The 17234-nt window shown below is 42.3% G+C and carries 13 protein-coding genes; 8 read left to right on the forward strand and 5 right to left on the reverse strand.

Going from position 1 to position 17234, the window contains the following annotated elements; all coding sequences use genetic code 11:
* The first annotated feature begins 125 nt into the window (after positions 1–125).
* The 7 genes from IGI54_RS01000 to IGI54_RS01030 all read left to right on the forward strand — a co-directional run bounded on the left by IGI54_RS01000 (position 126) and on the right by IGI54_RS01030 (position 10687).
* Positions 126–1868 carry an ABC transporter ATP-binding protein gene (locus IGI54_RS01000; RefSeq protein ID WP_430620882.1) on the forward strand — a complete coding sequence of 581 codons (1743 nt, stop codon included), beginning with the start codon at positions 126–128 and terminating at the stop codon, positions 1866–1868.
* A complete protein-coding gene (locus IGI54_RS01005) occupies positions 1858–3735 on the forward strand; it encodes an ABC transporter ATP-binding protein (RefSeq protein ID WP_216429745.1) in 1878 nt (625 codons plus the stop codon). Before IGI54_RS01000 ends, IGI54_RS01005 begins: the two co-directional genes overlap by 11 nt.
* A 274-nt stretch (positions 3736–4009) precedes the next feature.
* Positions 4010–4474 (forward strand): GNAT family N-acetyltransferase, encoded by a 465-nt coding sequence (locus tag IGI54_RS01010; RefSeq protein WP_311900304.1) that lies wholly within the window; start codon positions 4010–4012, stop codon positions 4472–4474.
* Positions 4471–5406, forward strand: coding sequence for an NADP-dependent oxidoreductase (locus tag IGI54_RS01015; protein WP_430620883.1), 936 nt, complete (start codon positions 4471–4473; stop codon positions 5404–5406). The genes IGI54_RS01010 and IGI54_RS01015 overlap by 4 nt, the downstream gene beginning before the upstream one ends.
* On the forward strand, positions 5406–5726 hold the full coding sequence (locus IGI54_RS01020; RefSeq protein ID WP_430620884.1) for a hypothetical protein: 321 nt from the start codon (positions 5406–5408) through the stop codon (positions 5724–5726). The genes IGI54_RS01015 and IGI54_RS01020 overlap by 1 nt, the downstream gene beginning before the upstream one ends.
* A 154-nt stretch (positions 5727–5880) precedes the next feature.
* Positions 5881–8616 carry a YhgE/Pip family protein gene (locus IGI54_RS01025; RefSeq protein WP_430620885.1) on the forward strand — a complete coding sequence of 912 codons (2736 nt, stop codon included), beginning with the start codon at positions 5881–5883 and terminating at the stop codon, positions 8614–8616.
* 247 nt (positions 8617–8863) lie between these two features.
* On the forward strand, positions 8864–10687 hold the full coding sequence (locus IGI54_RS01030; RefSeq protein ID WP_071861669.1) for an APC family permease: 1824 nt from the start codon (positions 8864–8866) through the stop codon (positions 10685–10687).
* Positions 10688–10775: 88 nt separating this feature from the next.
* Here the strand turns inward: IGI54_RS01030 and IGI54_RS01035 are convergent, their stop codons facing one another.
* From IGI54_RS01035 to IGI54_RS01055, 5 genes are all read right to left on the reverse strand, one after another.
* On the reverse strand, positions 10776–11438 hold the full coding sequence (locus tag IGI54_RS01035) for an ABC transporter permease (protein WP_376716827.1): 663 nt from the start codon (positions 11436–11438) through the stop codon (positions 10776–10778).
* A 5-nt stretch (positions 11439–11443) separates the two neighbouring features.
* Positions 11444–12364, reverse strand: a complete 921-nt coding sequence (locus IGI54_RS01040) for an osmoprotectant ABC transporter substrate-binding protein (protein WP_430620886.1) — start codon at positions 12362–12364, stop codon at positions 11444–11446.
* 3 nt (positions 12365–12367) lie between these two features.
* On the reverse strand, positions 12368–13003 hold the full coding sequence (locus IGI54_RS01045) for an ABC transporter permease (RefSeq protein ID WP_430620887.1): 636 nt from the start codon (positions 13001–13003) through the stop codon (positions 12368–12370).
* A 3-nt stretch (positions 13004–13006) separates the two neighbouring features.
* On the reverse strand, positions 13007–14182 hold the full coding sequence (locus IGI54_RS01050) for a betaine/proline/choline family ABC transporter ATP-binding protein (protein WP_071861665.1): 1176 nt from the start codon (positions 14180–14182) through the stop codon (positions 13007–13009).
* Positions 14183–14424: 242 nt separating this feature from the next.
* Positions 14425–15312 (reverse strand): VOC family protein, encoded by an 888-nt coding sequence (locus IGI54_RS01055; protein WP_430620888.1) that lies wholly within the window; start codon positions 15310–15312, stop codon positions 14425–14427.
* A 124-nt stretch (positions 15313–15436) separates the two neighbouring features.
* Between IGI54_RS01055 and queA the strand changes: the two genes are divergently transcribed.
* Positions 15437–16468 (forward strand): tRNA preQ1(34) S-adenosylmethionine ribosyltransferase-isomerase QueA, encoded by a 1032-nt coding sequence (gene queA, locus IGI54_RS01060; RefSeq protein ID WP_430620889.1) that lies wholly within the window; start codon positions 15437–15439, stop codon positions 16466–16468.
* Positions 16469–17234 lie beyond the last annotated feature (766 nt).

Consider the following 17234-nt stretch of genomic DNA (forward strand, 5'->3'; position numbering starts at 1 on the left):
AGGAAACAGACAAAAAGTCTGTTCTCTGTTTTTTTTTATGAAAAATTAGCTATTATATTAGAGTTTTTTGAAAAAACTCTCTATACTAAATAGGTAAAAGCTGTTAATGGAAGGACGTGAAAAAGATGCTAAAAAAATTACTGGCGAATGTCGGAGAGTATAAGAAACAAAGTTTTCAGACGCCGATCTTTACGATGGGAGAAGTCGTGATGGATGTAGTGATGCCCTTGATCATGGCAGGATTGATCGACCATGGGATCGAAAAAAGTGATAGCAACACGATTTTACGATATGGCGGTCTGTTATTTCTATGCGCGCTGTTTGCGTTGGCGATGGGGACCTTAGGCGGTCGAACGGCGGCGGTAGCTTCAGCGGGCTTCGCTAAAAATTTGCGTCACAATTTGTTTCAACAGATCCAAAGTTTTTCATTTTCTAATATCGATCGTTTTTCAAGTTCTAGTTTAATCACTCGATTGACGACCGACGTGACGAATGTACAGAACGCCTATCAAATGGTGATCCGAATTTTGGTCCGTTCACCTCTGATTTTGATTTTCTCATTAGTCATGACGTTTCAGATCAATCAGCAATTATCGATGATTTATTTAGTAATCGTGCCGATCATGATCGTCGGTCTAGGTTTGATCATTCGCTTTGCCCATCCATTATTCGAAAAAGTGTTTCGAACTTATGATCGTCTGAATAATGTGGTGCATGAGAATCTACAAGGGATTCGTGTAGTGAAATCCTATGTCCGCGAAGAGTATGAGGAAGAAAAATTCAGCCAAGTGTCTAAAATGGTCTTCGATAATTTCTCCAAAGCGCAACGAATCGTCGCCTTTAATATGCCGCTGCTGCAGGTAGCTGTCTACACGTGTATGCTGCTGCTTTCTTGGCTGGGGGCGGAGTTAATCGTGGACAAGGGCGCTTTGACCACCGGTGAATTGGTCAGTATGTTCAACTACACGATGCAGATCTTAATGAGTCTGATGATGATGTCGATGACCTTTGTTCAATTAATGATCGCACAGACCTCGGCGGAACGGATCACGGAAGTTTTAAATGAAGAAAGCGATTTGAAAAATGGTGATCAGCCTTTAGTAGAAGTACCGGATGGTTCGGTGGAATTTCAAGATGTGTGCTTTAGCTACAAAGATGATATGAACAAGCTGGTGTTAGAAAATATCAATTTGAAAATCGCATCTGGGGAAGTGATCGGGATCGTTGGTGGCACAGGCAGTTCGAAATCAAGCTTAGTCCAACTGATTCCTCGTTTGTACGATGTGACTCATGGTGCGATTAAAGTGGGAGGCAACGATGTCCGCCGGTATGATTTAGAGACGCTTCGTGATCAAGTCGGAATGGTCCTGCAAAACAATGTCCTGTTTAGCGGTACGATCACGGAAAATCTACGCTGGGGTGATGCGGAGGCGACGGAAGCTGAAGTGATTCGTGCAGCGAAAATCGCCCAAGCCGATCCTTTTATTCAAGAATTTCCCAACAAGTATGACACCATGATCTCTGAAGGCGGAAATAATGTTTCCGGCGGACAGAAGCAGCGATTGACGATTGCGCGAGCGCTATTGAAAAAACCGAAAATTTTGATTTTAGATGATTCCACCAGTGCGGTAGATACGAAGACAGATCGAGCGATTCGTGAAGGCCTCGCGCAGGAAATTCCTGGAACGACGACCTTTATTATTTCCCAGCGAGTTAGTTCGATCCAAGATGCGGATCGAATCATTGTCCTAGATGATGGGAAGATCAATGGTATCGGGACGCATGAAGAATTGTTGGCGGAGAATCAGATTTATCAAGAAGTCTTCGACTCGCAGCAGAAAGGATTTGGTGGCCAAAATGAAGAATAAAATGACGCCTCCAGCGAATCCGAAAAAAACCATCAAACGTCTGCTGACAATTATGGTTAAAGAATACAAAATCCAATTATTCATCGTCTTTTTCATGATCTTATTAAGCGCCTTTGCCAATGTACGGGGCTCCTTATTTTTACAAGTGGTGATTGATGATTACATCACGCCGTTAGTAGGTCAGAATAATCCAGATTTCAGCGGTTTGTTAAAAGCGATCATGACGATGGCGCTGATTTATGTCGTGGGAATCATTGGGACGCTTTCCTATAACTTGATCATGGTTAAAGTTTCTGAAGGTACCCAGAAAAAAATCCGTGACCAGATGTTTAATCATCTGGAAACCTTGCCGTTGCGTTATTTCGATTCCAATGCGGATGGCGATATCATGAGTCATTTTACGAATGATACCGACACCTTACGGCAAATGATTTCCCAAAGCATCCCGAATCTAATGATGGCTGCGGTTACTTTTGTGTCAGTCTTTATCGCGATGTTTTCATTAAGTGTGCCACTGACTTGCTTTGTGATCGTCTCAGTCTCGTTGATGTTTGTGATGTTGCGTTTCATTTCTAACCGTAGCGGCCGCTATTTTGGGGAACAGCAGCGCTCGATCGGGAAGGTCAATGGTTATATTGAAGAAATGATGCACGGACAAAAAGTCGTTAAAATCTTTAATCACGAGACGACCGCGATCAAAGATTTCGATGTCATCAATGAGCAATTGAAAGAGAGTGCCACCAAAGCCAACGGGACGGCAAATATGCTGATGCCGATCATGATGAACTTATTGAACATCCAATATGTCTTAGTCGCGATCATCGGTGGGTTGTTTGCTGTCTATGGCGTGTCTGCCTTAACGGTGGGGATGATTGCTTCTTTCTTACAGCTGAGCCGTTCCTTGAATGGACCAATCAGCCAAATTTCTCAGCAGATTAATTTCGTCATCATGGCCTTAGCCGGTGCCGAACGGATCTTCAATTTATTGGATGAGGCCTCCGAAGTTGATGATGGCTACGTGACCTTAGTCAATGTAAAGGTTGTGGACGACGAATTAATTGAAACCAATGAGCGTACAGGTATTTGGGCGTGGAAACATCCCCATGAGGATGGGACCATCTCCTATGTTCGTTTAACTGGTGATGTTCGCTTTGAAGATGTGGACTTTGGGTACAATGATGACCAATTAGTGCTTCACGACATTAATCTTTACGCAGAGCCGGGGCAAAAAGTCGCCTTTGTCGGGGCAACCGGTGCCGGAAAAACCACGATTACGAATTTGATCAATCGTTTTTACGATATCCAAGACGGCAAGATTCGTTACGACGGGGTCAATGTTAAAAAAATCAAAAAAAATTCCTTACGTTCATCTTTAGGGATCGTTTTACAGGATACCCATTTGTTTACCGGCACGGTCAAGGAAAATATTCGTTATGGTCGTTTAGGCGCAACAGATGAAGAAGTGTATCAAGCGGCTAAGTTATCTAATGCGGATACCTTTATCCAACACCTGCCGGAAAAATATGAGACAGTTATCACGGGCGACGGTGAGGGCTTGTCACAAGGTCAGCGACAATTATTGGCGATCGCTCGTGCCGCCATCGCTGATCCGCCAGTAATGATCATGGATGAAGCAACTTCTAGCATTGATACTCGAACCGAAAGTATTGTTCAGTCAGGGATGGATCGCCTAATGGAAGGGCGAACAGTATTCGTGATCGCCCATCGCCTTTCAACGATCCAAAATTCTGATGTGATCATGGTCATGGACCATGGCCGCATTATCGAACGGGGGGACCACGAGAGCTTGCTAGCAGAAGGCGGAATGTATTATCAATTGTATACTGGCAAAGTCGAGTTAGACTAACGCTCTAAAAGTATTTAAGAAACCGAATCAGGTGTTTTTCTCAACTGAGAGAGACACTTGATTTTTTGCAAATTAGACTAATCACGCTAAACGAAATTAGTACAGTTGCACGAAAAACGAAAATCAAACCAGTCTTTTTTGATTTTTGAAAGATTAGTTACTTTGACTAAGTTAATCGGAAAAACCTTGCTTGAAAGAGCTTGGACCATTTAATTGGAAGAAGTCAGAAAATATCGCTACAATGACTATAAAGCAATTAAAAGGAGGAGCTGACGTGGGGTTAGAGATTTCAAATGGGTCTTTTACCGATTTCGCTGAGACTAAGGCCTTAATCAAAAAAGTCTTTATGCGGTTTGAAGCGCCGGATTATTCCGAGGAAGGCGTGGCTCATTTTATGAAGTATTTAGATGAGAAGCTGCCAAAAGAAATCGCCGCGGATCAAGTAAAGCTTTGGTGTGGAAAGAAGAATCAGAGGATTTGTGGCGTTTTAGCTGTACGTTTACCCGCACATATTGCTTTATTATTTGTCGACGAAGCCTACCACCGTCAAGGGATTGCCAAAAAGTTGTACCAAGCGATGCAATCAGAATTAGCTCCCGAACAATTAACAGTGAATTCTTCGCCCTATGCCGTACCGATTTATCATAAATTAGGCTTTCGCTTGAATGGTGAGGAAGCAACCACTTCAGGAATTCGTTATCAACCAATGATTTTTAATAGAGAGGATGTAGGAAGATGAAACGTTTCGCAATCAAAGATTATGGAGCAGCAAAAGATGTATTGACTGAAATTGAAGGAGAGCCTCGTCCGGTTGACGAGACCCATGTGCGGGTAGAAATCGTCACCTTCGCGATCAACCCTTATGACGTAGCGCTACGACAAGGGGCGATGCGAGAATTTCGAAAAGTAACATTTCCTTATGTCTTAGGCAATGACGGCGCAGGAATCGTAACGGAAGTCGGCAACGACATCACGCATGTGGAAGTCGGCGATGAGGTGATCGTCCATGCTATTAGCGGAACGTATGGCGAAGAGATCGTCGTTCCAGGCAAAAAGGTCGTAAAAAAACCAGCGGCTATGTCGTGGGAAGCGGCTGCTGGAGCAGTGACACCATGGCTGACAACTTATAATTTAATCACGCATCTACTAGGCGATAAGATTGGTGAAACAGTAATGGTGCAAGGCGCTTCCGGGGCCGTTGGTTCATTGCTGGTCCAATTTTTGAAGGCTCAAGGAAAAACCGTTTTAGCTTCGGCTGCTAAACGAAATGAAGCGCCCGTTCGTCAACTTGGCGTGGATCAATTTGTGGCTTACGACGAAGCGGATGCGGGAAAAATGTTTGCAGATCAGGCTGATACCGTGATTGATGCAACGAAGGGCGGTCGTGCAGGCGAAGCCGGGATGCAAATCATGAAAGCCGGCGGAAATTTTGTCGCGTTAAATGATTTGCCAGCGGTACGAAGCAAGCAAGGAAATTATTTTTCTTTTGGTCCCTCGAAGGATTATTCTGATGCAGAGGCTTTGACTGCTTTAGCTGATTTTTCCGATCAGCTTCATTTAACGATCGCTGAAATTTTGCCTTTTGAGCTGGCCAGTGTGATCAACGCTCATGAGCGATTGGAAGGTCATCCGGCTGCTGGAAAAATCATTGTTAAGAAGGCGGCGGAATAATGAATCAAGAAAAATGGCGATTAGTCAAAGGAAACTTTGAAGGAACCGAGGATTTGATGGACGGGTATTATCGTCTGCGTCCCATTGAGGAAGGCTACGAGTTCGCCTATTTAGTTGCGGGACCTTGTGGCGATAAGATCCCTCACCCGGCGATCAAGTTGCGTGAAGAAGGCAATGACATCCAGCCAATCGCTTTACGTGATCTAGAGGTAAGCCCAATCTTAAATTTGACTGCAGCTGCTGGGGATCAAGCACAAATCGAACAGCAAGCGGATCAGCTTTTGAATCGCTTTATCAAGATAAAGAAGCTTAGCATTTAAGCATTTCTTTAGTATTTACAAGGTGAAAAGGGATACAATTATGACAAATCGATAGGAATGTCAAAAAAGGTGATTTCAGATACCCATCAGAATTGAAATTAGCCGAAATTCCGTGCTACATTAGTTCAGCGAGAAAAAATAGTAGGTGAAATCAATGAAAGTTTTACAATCCCTTAAAAATACATGGACTCTGTATCGACTAGATTGGCGACGAATTTTCAAAAATCCGATCGCCATTTTTCTGATGGCTGCGTTAGTCATCATTCCCTCACTTTATGCTTGGTTTAATATCAAAGCGTTGTGGGACCCGTATTCAAATACGGGAGAACTGCCAATCGCGGTCTATAGTGCCGATGCGGGGGCGAAGTTCCAAGACAAAGACGTGGAAATCGGGAAAGAAGTCGTTAAAAATCTCCATGAAAACAAACAATTAGGCTGGCGTTTCGTTGACTCGAAGAAACAAGTCGTTGACGGTGTCCGCTCAGGAAAATATTATGCGGGAATTTATTTGCCTAAAGAATTTTCCAAAGATTTACTAAGCTTTACTTCCGGAGATATCAAGAAACCGAAGATCGAATATTATTTGAATCAAAAAATCAACGCGATCGCTCCGAAGATTACTGATAAAGGCGCCGGCTCGATCCAACAAGAGATCAGTCAAGAATTTATCAAGACCGCCAGCTCGACTTTATTGAAAGTCTTCAACGAGATTGGCTACGACATTGACGCCAATCTAGTTAGTATCAACAAGGTCAAGAATTTGATTTTGACGACCAACGACAATTTAGGCGAAATCGATAAGTACACCCAAGAAGTCGTAGCAGTTCAAGGTAAGATGCCTGAGCTAAAGGAAAAACTAGCGAAGGCGAACGAATTTGAAAAATACTTGCCGCAAGTTGATGAGATGGGTCAAAAGCTGATTACTTTAAATCAAAAAATGCCTGAGATCAAAAAGCAGGCCAGCGTCATTTTGACCTTGCAACAAAAGATCCCAGAGATCCAACAAGCCGGCAATCAGTTGGCTCAAGTCGATAGTGATTTTGCTTCGATTGAGAAGACGATGAATGACGGGATCAACGAAGCCAAACAAGGGCTAAACATTATTCATCAAGTCCAAACGGTTTTACCGGATATCCAAAAACTAGGCAGCCAAGCCAACGATTTGGCGGGTACTACCAAAGACGGCGCTGAAAAATTAAAAGCAGCCGTTCCAAGTATTTCAAGCAGTGTGCAAGTCACCTTGCAGTCGATTGGGCAAGTGGCAGAGACGACTGAATCAATCACTGGGAACCTACGAGAGTTATTAGATAAAAATGAATTGACAGACACGGACAAACAAAATATTGAGAACTTAATCAATGATTTTCAAACAAATATAGCGAAGCAACAAGATGCCATCAAACAATTAGTTGGATTTATCGAAGATCTAAAAAAGGTCGCGGAAGACAACGGGAATACAGAAGCTGTCAATTCTCTTAATACAATTATCAGTCAATTGGGAGACCTTAATAATGTATTGACTAGTTTGAGCCAGCACTTTGGTGAAATAAATAATGCTGTCCAGAATAATAATTTGGATGAGGCAAAGGAACTTTTAAACGGTATTGATGAAGTAGCCAATCAGGTGAATGCGGCTATTTCTAAAATTAATGTGGAACAAGTATCGGGAACTGTCAGCACAATCCTTGATAGATTAATCAACACCATTACAACAGCTCAGGGTGTGTTGAATCAAGCACAGCAAATTGATTTTGCTGCCTTGCTGAATTCAACGGAAGGAACCGTCAGCAACGCCATTACTTTCTTAGAGAAGTACCAAAAACAAATGCCAGCGATCGGTCAAGAAGTTCATGACGCGAATACGTTGCTAAATGGTCACATGAATGAGATTGTGAATGGAATCAATACAGGGGTGGACCTTTACAACAATGAATTGCCAGTCGTTGAACAAAAATTGGGCTTAGCAGCGAACTTCATGCAAAATGATTGGCCTGGAGTCAAACAAGATTTAACTGGTGGCTTGAAGGTAGCTAATGATAAACTGCCGGAAGTTGAACAAGCCTTGAATCTTGCGACCGATTTAATCAAAAATGATTATCCAACTTTACGTAGTGGGATTCAAAAAGCGGCGAAAGCAATCGGAGAAGGTGACAAGACGATTGATTTCGGTCAAGTATTGAAATTATTGAAACTGGATGCTCAAAAGGAAAGTGATTTCTTTACGACTCCAGTGGAATTACAAACCAACACGATGTATCCAATCGCCAATAACGGATCTGCTAGCACGCCGTTTTACACCGCCCTTTGTTTATGGGTAGGTGCAGTGTTGTTCTCTAGTGTCACGACGACGGAGTTTGTCTTAGATAAAAAAGACCGCGGCAAATATACCAAACGGGAACAATTTGGTGCGCGGATGTTGACTTACCTAACCGTCAGCGTTGGACAAGCGCTGATCGTAACTCTTGGGAATATGTTCTTATTAGGTGTCTACGTGAAGAATCCGGTCTATAGTGTGTTATTCGCTGTCTTAGTGGCCTTGGCCTTTATGATGATCGTCTACGCGCTAGTAGCGCTCTTTGGGACAGTCGGCAAAGGGATCGCAATCATTATCTTGGTTCTATCTATCTCAGGTGGTGGTGGGAATTATCCGATCCAAGTCTCTGGGAAATTCTTCCAAGCGGTCAATCCATGGCTGCCGTTTACCCATGCGGTGAATTTATTACGTGAGAGTGCCGGTGGGATCTATTGGCCAAACGCCAGTCAAGATATCATCATCATGATCGTATTATTCATCGTCTTCGGTATCTTAGGCACGTGGGCTTATCCATTGCTACAACCGCATTTGACGAAGCTGACGAAAGTCGCTCATGAAAGTAAAATTTTCCATTAAAAATCAACAGGCAAAACAACAGCGTATTACTGTTGTTTTGCCTGTTTTCATGTTTTACTTAGGTTATGAAAAGACTTTGAAAAAACCATTGACATTTAGATTGAGGACGAGTAATATTTCGCTTGTTTGTATTTTTTTGAACGACTAGTTATTCGCTTATGAAAAAGGATAAGCGCGAATAGATCGTATTAGGATCGAACATAATATTTGAATGAAATTACATTAGTTAGAATAAGGAGTGAGTCTTGTGGATTATCTTAAACGCTTGCTGGTCGGTCGGCCACTGAAGTCGTCGGAAAATGATGATCAAAATCTATCACGTTTTGCGGCTTTGGCGATGCTTTCATCAGACGCGTTGTCTTCAGTTGCTTATGGGACAGAACAGATCGTCGTCGTTCTAGTGACGTTGTCCGCGGCAGCTATCTGGTATTCATTGCCAATCGCAGTTGTCGTTTTAGTATTATTGACGTCATTGATTTTGTCTTATCGTCAAATTATTCATGCGTACCCTCATGGCGGCGGCGCTTATGTCGTTAGTAGTGAGAATTTAGGAAAGAACGCTGGTTTGATCGCCGGGGGCTCGCTCCTAGTCGATTATATGCTGACGGTGGCTGTATCGGTCTCAGCTGGTGCAGAAGCGATTGCTTCCGCCATCCCAGCCTTGTATCATCATCGCGTTTTGATTTCTGTCATTATTGTCTTATTATTGATGCTGATGAATTTACGAGGCTTACGTGAAAGCGCGGGACTGTTAATGACACCGGTCTACAGTTTTATTGCAGTCATCACGATTTTGATTGTCGTTGGCTTTGTAAAAATCTTAACTGGTGCAGCACCGATGCACGCAACAGCACAAGTAGGAGCTGTAGTACCGGGTGTGACGATCGCGTTACTGCTACGGGCCTTCTCATCTGGTTCTTCTTCATTAACCGGTGTAGAAGCAATCAGTAATGCCGTTCCGTTCTTTAAAAAACCGCGGGCTAAAAATGCGGCGGGAACTCTAGCCATGATGGGCTTAATTCTAGGTTTCTTCTTTAGTGGAATTACCTTTTTAAGCTATTGGGTCGGCGTTGTTCCCACAGCTAAAGTGACGGTCTTATCACAAGTTGGTGAAGCCGTGTTTGGCAAGGGGATCATGTATTATGTATTGCAATTCGTGACCGCATTGATTTTAGCCGTCGCTGCCAATACCGGCTTCTCGGCTTTTCCAGTCTTAGCTTATAATTTAGCCAAAGATAAATTTTTACCTCACCGTTACCAAGATCGCGGCGACCGGCTAGGTTATTCTAATGGGATCATTACCTTAGCTTTAGGTTCAATCATTTTGTTGCTGATTTTCCAAGGTTCGACGGAGCGTTTGATTCCATTGTATTCAGTCGGAGTGTTTATTCCTTTTACGTTATCGCAAACGGGAATGGTCTTAAAATGGCGCAAAGAAGGCCCTCATTGGTTTAGAAAATCGATTGCGAATATTATCGGCGCCTTGATTTCTTTTGCCATTGTGGTAATTCTATTTGCTTATCGTTTACTTGATATTTGGCCTTTCTTCATTATCATGCCGATTTTGATCTATGCTTTTTATAAGGTCCATGGTCATTACAAAAATGTGGCGGAGCAGTTGCGTCTGGCTGATGAGGTGGAATTGCACGATTATGATGGAAATACCGTGATCGTTTTGGTCGGAAATGTGACCCAAGTAAATATCGGGGCTATCAATTATGCTCGCTCAATCGGAGATTATGTGATCGCAATGCACGTTTCTTTAGAAGAAAATGAAGAGAAGGAAAAAGAAATTCGCCGGGAGTTCCGCGAGAAATTCCCCGATGTTCGTTTCTCTGTCGTTCGTTCACCTTATCGCTCGATTGTTAATCCTGTTAGTCGTTACGTCGACCGGGTAAGTAAGAACGCTCGTGAGCACAATTATACGACGACTGTTTTGATTCCAGAATTTGTTCCGAACAGAACTTGGAAACGATCGCTCCATAACCAGACTGCGTTACGTTTACGTTTCCGTCTGTCATATCGCGACGATATTATCATTAGTACCTATAACTACCATTTGAAGAAATAAAAAAAGGAGCTGGGACATTAATTTGTCTCAGCTCCTTTTCACGTATAAAGGGTGTGACAGAAGTAGCTTCTGTCACACCCTTTTTTTCTTACTTACTGGTTTTTGTTGCGGGATCTAATTTCCGTTCCACGATACTTAAGATCCAATCGGTGACGATCGCCATTAAGGCGGTCGGTAACGCTCCGGCTAAAATGATTGCCGTCCCATCGGTAGCGTTGGTCCCTCGGATAATAATATCTCCCAATCCACCGGCACCGACGAAGGCACCAATAGCGGTAATTCCAATCGCAACGACTAACGCATTCCGAATCCCTGCCATAATGACAGAAACGGATAAGGGAAGTTCAATCATGTACAGCCGTTGCCAATTTGTCATCCCCATGCCGGTCCCCACATCTAATGCGTTTTTATCGACTTGGCGCATGCCTGTATAGGTGTTTTTGATGATTGGTAATAGGGAATACAAGAAGACGGTCAAGATTACAACGTTGACGCCGAGGCCCATACCGATCATCAAGACAGAAATCATGGCTAATGAAGGGATCGTTTGGATGATATTTGCTAAGCGGATCACCCAGTTGGCTAGTTTTGAATGGCGGGCGATGAAGATCCCCACTGGAATCGCGACGATCGCCGCAAAGATTACACCATAGATCGAGATGAGAAAGTGGCGAATAAATTGTTGGAAAACGATACTGCCATTCGTTTGAAAATATTGAATAAATTGTTGAAAGGTGTTTAGATTTTCCACTTCGGTCACTTCCCTTCGAAATAGTTATGTTCTTTTAGAAAATCTTCTGCGACGATCTCAGGTTCAACGAGATCATTATCGGCTTTATAATTCAGTTTTTGCATTTGCTCGGTATCGATGGTTCCGGCTAAGCGGTCCAACGCGTCTTTGACTTTAGGGTCAGATTTCAACAGCTCATTGGAAACGATCGGTGCTGCGTCATAGGGTGGGAAGAAATGTAAATCATCTTCCAGCATCACAAGATCGTAGCTGGCGATCCGTCCATCGGTTGAATAGCCTAAAACGATATCCATTTTACCAGCGGATAAAGCATCGTAAACGAGACTGATCTGCATCGGTAGAATAGAAGAAAATTCAAATCCGTAAGCTTCTTTGAATCCTTCATAGCCATCCCCTTTACGAGTGATCCATGAAGTATCTACGCCGGCCTTTAATTCGCCAGCTACTTGTTTTAAGTCACTGACTTTTTTCAAATTGTATTTTTCAGCGGTATCCTTACGAACTAAAAAGACATAAGTATTGTCAAAGCCATAAGAAGGGAACCACGTTTGATCGAAGCGTTTTTCAAATTGATCATGAACGATCTTGAAAGCTTTGTCTGGATCTTTTTCAGCAGGCAATTGCAAGATTGAGGACAAGTCGGTCCCTGTGTAACGAGCGGATGAGATCGAAGCATCTTTTTTCAACATCGCTTGATGATTGATCATATTGGTAGCTAGGTTATTGATCACGGTCGTGTTTTTATCCGTATAATGTTCTACCATACCCGCCACGATACTACCGAGAATCTGCATTTCTGAGGTGATCCCGCCAGTAACGGCGATGGTGTCTTCATCATCATTGGTAGCTAATCCTGGGAAGGAACAGCTGCTTAGGAAAAGTAATGAGACGCCAAGCAGGATCAAGGTTTTCATTTTCTTACCCATAGCTTATTCCTCCTTCCGTAATGCCGCTGGCGTCATACGAACTTCCAGCAGACCTAATAAGAAATCGACGACTAAGGCGATGATGACTACCGGGATCGTTCCCGCAAAGATCAACGGCGGTTGGAAATTATTCAACCCACTGAAGATCATATCACCAAGTCCACCGGCTCCAATATAAGAAGCCAAGGTTGCCCAAGCGATTACGTAAACGGCCGCCAGTCGAATCCCTGCCATGATCGTTGGAATCGCAATTGGTAATTCAACCGAAAAAATTGATTGTAGATTGGTCATGCCCATCCCTTTAGCGACATCAACATAGTTGCGATCGACGCCTTTCATCCCAATATAGGTGTTTCGCAGAATTGGCAGTAGGGAATAGATGAACAAAGCGACAATCGCAGGGACTTTCCCGACTCCTAAAAGTGGGATCATCAAAGCCAGTAAGGCCAATGAGGGCACCGTTTGTAAAACGCTGGCAACGCCAATTACAAAACTAGCGATTTTTGGTAGACGCGTCAGTAGGACACCCAAAGGTACAGCGACTAAAATCCCAAGGCCTAAAGCCACGGCAGAAATATACAAATGTTCCGTGCTTTTAGTAAGGATTTGTCCACCGTATTGATTAATAAAAGCTTGCATACTTTACGCCTCCTCACTGGATACGATATTTTCAGCAGCATCGCCAAATGTCTCTTCTTCGCCCCACAGCACATCGTAAATAATGTCTACTAATGAGACCCGCGTCAAAATACCGACAAGATGTTTCTTGTCGTCTACGACGGGCACATATTTTACGCCCCGTTTCAAAATACGTTGCAAGCTATCGCGGACTAAGGCGGATTCTTTCACATAAAAAACATTTGGATTGATGATATCGCCAATGCTCGTCGCTTTGCCACGGCGGCGTTCACGATCGATCGTCTCGATATCTACAAAGCCTTTTAAGACATTGTCTTCATCTACGATCAGCAACGTATCAACCCGTTTTTCACGCATCAAACGAATCGCATTCTGTAAACTTTTTTCCGGTGTGATTGAGATCGCTGTGTTCATCATGATCTCACCTACGGTAGTAGTATCCGGTTTGGCTTGCAGTAAGCGATCCTCACCGAGTAATTCCTCAACAAATTCATTCGCCGGTTTTTGTAAAATATTTTCCGGTGTATCAAATTGAATGACTTTCCCATTGTCCATAATGGCGATCCGGTTGGCCAGTTTCAAAGCTTCATCCATATCATGGGTCACAAAGACAATCGTTTTGCCTAAACGTTCTTGTAAATCTTTCACTAAATCTTGCAACGAATCACGGGTGATTGGATCAAGTGCACCAAAAGGCTCATCCATCAAGATGACATCTTGATCGGCAGCGAGCGCACGAACAACACCGATCCGTTGTTGTTGTCCACCAGATAATTCATGCGGATAACGATCCAGCATGTCCCGCGGTAGTTCAACCAGGTCGATCATTTTTTCAGCCGTTTTATTTTGTTCTTCCTTATCGACTTTCAATAGCCGTTGAACCAAAGTGATGTTCTCACGAATTGTCATGTGCGGCATCAAGCCGATATTTTGGATGACGTAACCAATTTGGCGCCGTAATTCTACCGGATTTTTCTTTTGGATATCTTCTCCATTGATGGTGATCGTGCCTTTGGTTGGATCGATCATGCGGTTGATCATCCGCATCGTTGTTGTTTTTCCACTACCACTAGTACCAATCAAACAAATGAATTCTCCTTTATCAAAGGAGAGGTTAACATCCTCTACAGCTACTTTGTTTCCATTATAAATTTTAGAAACGTGGTCAAATTCAATCATTTTTTCACTCCTAAATGTAAAAAATTTAACAGACTTATAATTTTAGTATGCTACAAAGAATGATAAAAAAGCAAATGACAGGCTCATTGAAAGCGCAAATAAAGCGCTGTAAAAAGAATTGTTAAATTAAAAAAGAACAGGATTAGATTTGTTTTCGCTATCTTATTCCTAATAATTGATGTTTTTGAGGGGAGAAAAAAAACAGTTTTCCAAGCATGCTTGAAAAACTGTTAACATTCTGATTATTTTTCTGAATAGAGCTTTTCTTCAATCGAGGCACGTTGATCGGCCAGAAAAGGTGGCAAGGCCAGCTGTTCACCTAAATGTTCCAAAGGTTCATCAATCGTAAAGCCAGGGCTTTCTGTGGCGAACTCTACTCGATTTCCGCCAGGTTCGCGAATATAGAGACTTTTGAAGTAGCCACGAGAAATAATTTTTTCGATTTGCCACTTTTGTTGGCGGGCTTTTTTATAAAGTAAATCCAACGCTTCATCATCCTTCACCGCAAAGGCGACGTGATCAATACTGCCACGGCCCATCCGAGTCTTTTCGTTAGCAGCTGTTGCAGTAAGAGTGATTTTTTCATTTGAACTTAGTTGAATCGTTTGATTTTTAGTCGACCAACCTAGCAGCTGTTTAAAAAAGTCCGCCGTTTTTTGTGGATCAGGGACATAGAAATTAATATCAGCTAAGCCCAAAATTTGTTTATCGACCGGGATCTCATTGTTGACGATCAATTCCTTTGCTGGAGCTGCTTGGTTTGTCTCATAAAAAGTCAGGCTGACTTGATCCGGATCTTGGACTTTAAGCACTGTCGGTTTTCTTTCTACAGCAATGCCTTGTGTTTCAAAACGCTGTTGCCAAAAGTCTAGACTATCTTTCGGGACATTCAACCCAATTTCTGCTAGATAGTGAGCTTCATCCCGTCGCTGACCAAGATGCGGCACGATAAAAAAAGTGATGACTGAGCCAGGGCTACCTTGATAGTCACCATAATAATAATGAAGCATGCGGGTATTTTCTTGATTGACAGTATTTTTGACAAAACGCAGACCTAAAAGCTGCGTGTAGAAGGTAAGATTTTCTTGCCGGTTTTGTGTAAGTAAGGAAACATGATGAAAGTATGGCATCGTTTGTCCTCCTGAAGTTAACTTATTTTTAGTAAGTATACGCGTTTTTTTGTTTTGAGGCTACTACTTGGCTTTTCAAGAAATCTTCTGCATGGTAGAATAGCCGAGGAAAAGAGGAGAAGCTATGTTAACAACTGAAGATTTTGATTTTGATTTACCTGAAGAATTAATTGCTCAAACGCCTCTCGAAAAACGCGACAGCTCGCGTTTATTAGTTTTGGATCATCAAACGGGGAAAATAGAGGACAAGCATTTCGATGCGATCATTGATGAATTGAATGCCGGTGACGCCCTAGTTATGAACGATACGCGGGTACTACCTGCTCGATTGTATGGAGAAAAACCTGAGACTGGCGGTCACTTAGAAGTCTTGCTGTTAAACAATACGCAAGGGGACGAATGGGAGACATTAATCAAGCCTGCTCGTCGTGCTAAGGTTGGTACGCAAATTGTTTTTGGTGATGGTCGGTTAAAAGCGGAAGTCAAACAAGAATTAGAACACGGCGGTCGAATCGTAGAATTTTCTTACGAAGGAATCTTTTTAGAAAATCTAGAATCCTTAGGAGAAATGCCTTTACCGCCTTACATCAAAGAACGGCTGGAAGATCCAGAACGCTATCAAACCGTCTACGCTAAAGAAAACGGATCAGCCGCTGCACCAACGGCTGGTTTGCATTTTACGCCGGAACTGCTAGAAAAAATCGCGGCTAAAGGTGTGAAACTGGTTTATTTAACCTTACACGTCGGGCTAGGGACCTTCCGTCCAGTCAGTGTCGATAATATCGCTGAACATCAAATGCACAGCGAATTTTATCGTTTAACTGAAGAAGCCGCTGCTCAATTGAATGACGTCCGTAATAATGGCGGGAAAATCGTCGCAGTAGGAACGACATCGATCCGTACATTGGAAACCATCGGTACTAAATTCAATGGCGAGATCAAAGCCGATAGCGGTTGGACCGATATCTTTATTACCCCTGGGTATGAATTTAAAGTCGTTCAAGCTTTTTCAACCAATTTCCACTTGCCTAAATCAACCTTAGTAATGTTAGTTAGTGCATTTGCGGGTCGGGAAGAAACATTAGCAGCCTATCACCATGCAATCGAAGAACGTTATCGCTTCTTCAGCTTTGGCGATGCGATGTTTGTAAAATAATATCAGTAAAGCCAGCGAAGAAATTCGCTGGCTTTTTTATGTGGAAGTGTCATCCTAAAAAATACAAAATCTTCGTATGACTATCATTTTTCTAACCAGCTAAAGCAGGAAGAAAAACTGACAGCTACTCAAATTAATTAGAAGTATTTTTTTAAAACCCAAAAAAATCCGAAATTTTCACACGCATACGATTCCACTAATCGCGTTAAAAACGCGAAGAGGAACTCGCAAAAAAAAGCCAGGCTCTCGATAAGCCTGGCTCTTAGAATTTCGGAAGGATTAGTTCATTCGAATTTTATATTACTTTATGATACATGCAAAGTATTACATGAATTTCTTGACTATAAACATAAATGTTTGTTCTTATTACGTTTTCACTTTTATTCAGTTTTAAGAAACTTTTTTCTCAATTACGTATCTTTTTACTTGTGTGTTTGATAGTGTTACTCAACCTGTGATACGCATTCACTATTTATAAGGAAATACTTCACACGCATACTTTTGACAACTTTTCGGTGAATCTTGTATTACTAACAATTTTTAGTGTTTATTTTTTTCTACTTACTTATCGAGAAATCCTTCGAATGATCTAAGTTCCTCCTTCCTTGTATCTATAATATAGCATAAACCATTACTTTATGGAAGCGATTACGCTTGGTTATTTTGATATATTTGATTTGTTTCTTTTTGACAAAAAACGAGTTGTATACTTTGAGTTAGCCGCCTTTTCTGTGTTATAGTAATAATATAGGTAGTTTTTTTATAA

This window comes from Enterococcus sp. DIV0800 (assembly GCF_050559735.1).
Lineage (GTDB): Bacteria > Bacillota > Bacilli > Lactobacillales > Enterococcaceae > Enterococcus_A > Enterococcus_A devriesei.

Bases quoted from the DNA above. Each gene is read 5' to 3' on its own strand.
- IGI54_RS01000 (WP_430620882.1), top strand. From the start codon at position 126: ATGCTAAAAAAATTACTGGCGAATGTCGGAGAGTATAAGAAACAAAGT.
- IGI54_RS01005 (WP_216429745.1), top strand. From the start codon at position 1,858: ATGAAGAATAAAATGACGCCTCCAGCGAATCCGAAAAAAACCATCAAA.
- IGI54_RS01015 (WP_430620883.1), top strand. From the start codon at position 4,471: ATGAAACGTTTCGCAATCAAAGATTATGGAGCAGCAAAAGATGTATTG.
- IGI54_RS01020 (WP_430620884.1), top strand. From the start codon at position 5,406: ATGAATCAAGAAAAATGGCGATTAGTCAAAGGAAACTTTGAAGGAACC.
- IGI54_RS01025 (WP_430620885.1), top strand. From the start codon at position 5,881: ATGAAAGTTTTACAATCCCTTAAAAATACATGGACTCTGTATCGACTA.
- IGI54_RS01040 (WP_430620886.1), bottom strand. From the start codon at position 12,364: ATGGGTAAGAAAATGAAAACCTTGATCCTGCTTGGCGTCTCATTACTT.
- IGI54_RS01045 (WP_430620887.1), bottom strand. From the start codon at position 13,003: ATGCAAGCTTTTATTAATCAATACGGTGGACAAATCCTTACTAAAAGC.
- IGI54_RS01050 (WP_071861665.1), bottom strand. From the start codon at position 14,182: ATGATTGAATTTGACCACGTTTCTAAAATTTATAATGGAAACAAAGTA.
- IGI54_RS01055 (WP_430620888.1), bottom strand. From the start codon at position 15,312: ATGCCATACTTTCATCATGTTTCCTTACTTACACAAAACCGGCAAGAA.
- queA (WP_430620889.1), top strand. From the start codon at position 15,437: ATGTTAACAACTGAAGATTTTGATTTTGATTTACCTGAAGAATTAATT.